Below are 661 nucleotides of genomic sequence, written 5' to 3'. Positions count from 1 at the left end.
ATATCCAGTTCTGCCTTTAACCTTCTTTCTATTTCAAAAGCTTCGGGCGCTGCAATGTCTTCAAGGTTAATACCGCCGAAGGTTGGGGCAATATTTTTTACAGTATTCACAAAAGCATCAACATCTTTCGTGTCAACTTCAATATCAAAAACATCAATGTCGGCAAAGATCTTGAACAGCAGGCCCTTCCCTTCCATTACGGGTTTGGAGGCTTCGGGACCGATATCCCCGAGTCCAAGTACGGCGGTACCGTTAGAGATCACCGCTACCAGGTTTCCCTTGGTGGTATATTTATAAACGTTCTCTACATTTTTATGGATCTCCAGGCAGGGCTCTGCCACTCCCGGGGAGTACGCTAAAGAAAGGTCGCGCTGGGTAGAGTATTTTTTGGTTGGCACCACCTGGATCTTTCCGGGGTGCGGTTTTGCGTGGTAGACCAAAGCCTCACGTCTTTTGCGTTCGTTCCTCATAATTCCCTGTTTGTTCAGGACGTACAAAGGTAAGAGTTTACTTTTATAGCTCGCTGATAAGGATCAATTTTTAGCTCTGACCTATGACCCGCGATAAATCCCGGCTTTACTACCGGAGGTGGAGGCGCGATTAATCGCGCCTCCACAATCTTATCTTCTCCGGTGGCACCAGCTCATCCAGCTTTTCCCCG

The 661-nt window shown here is 47.7% G+C and carries 1 pseudogene; it reads right to left on the bottom strand.

Annotation, left to right across the window (positions count from 1 at the left end):
• Positions 1–470 (bottom strand): annotated as a pseudogene (locus HC175_RS16065) (NADP-dependent malic enzyme); the annotation flags it as partial.
• Between the last annotated feature and the right edge of the window lie 191 nt (positions 471–661).

It is taken from the genome of Salinimicrobium oceani, from assembly GCF_012037645.1.
The sequence above is the reverse complement of the archived record's forward strand: the minus strand, read 5'-3'. Positions and strand labels throughout refer to the sequence as shown.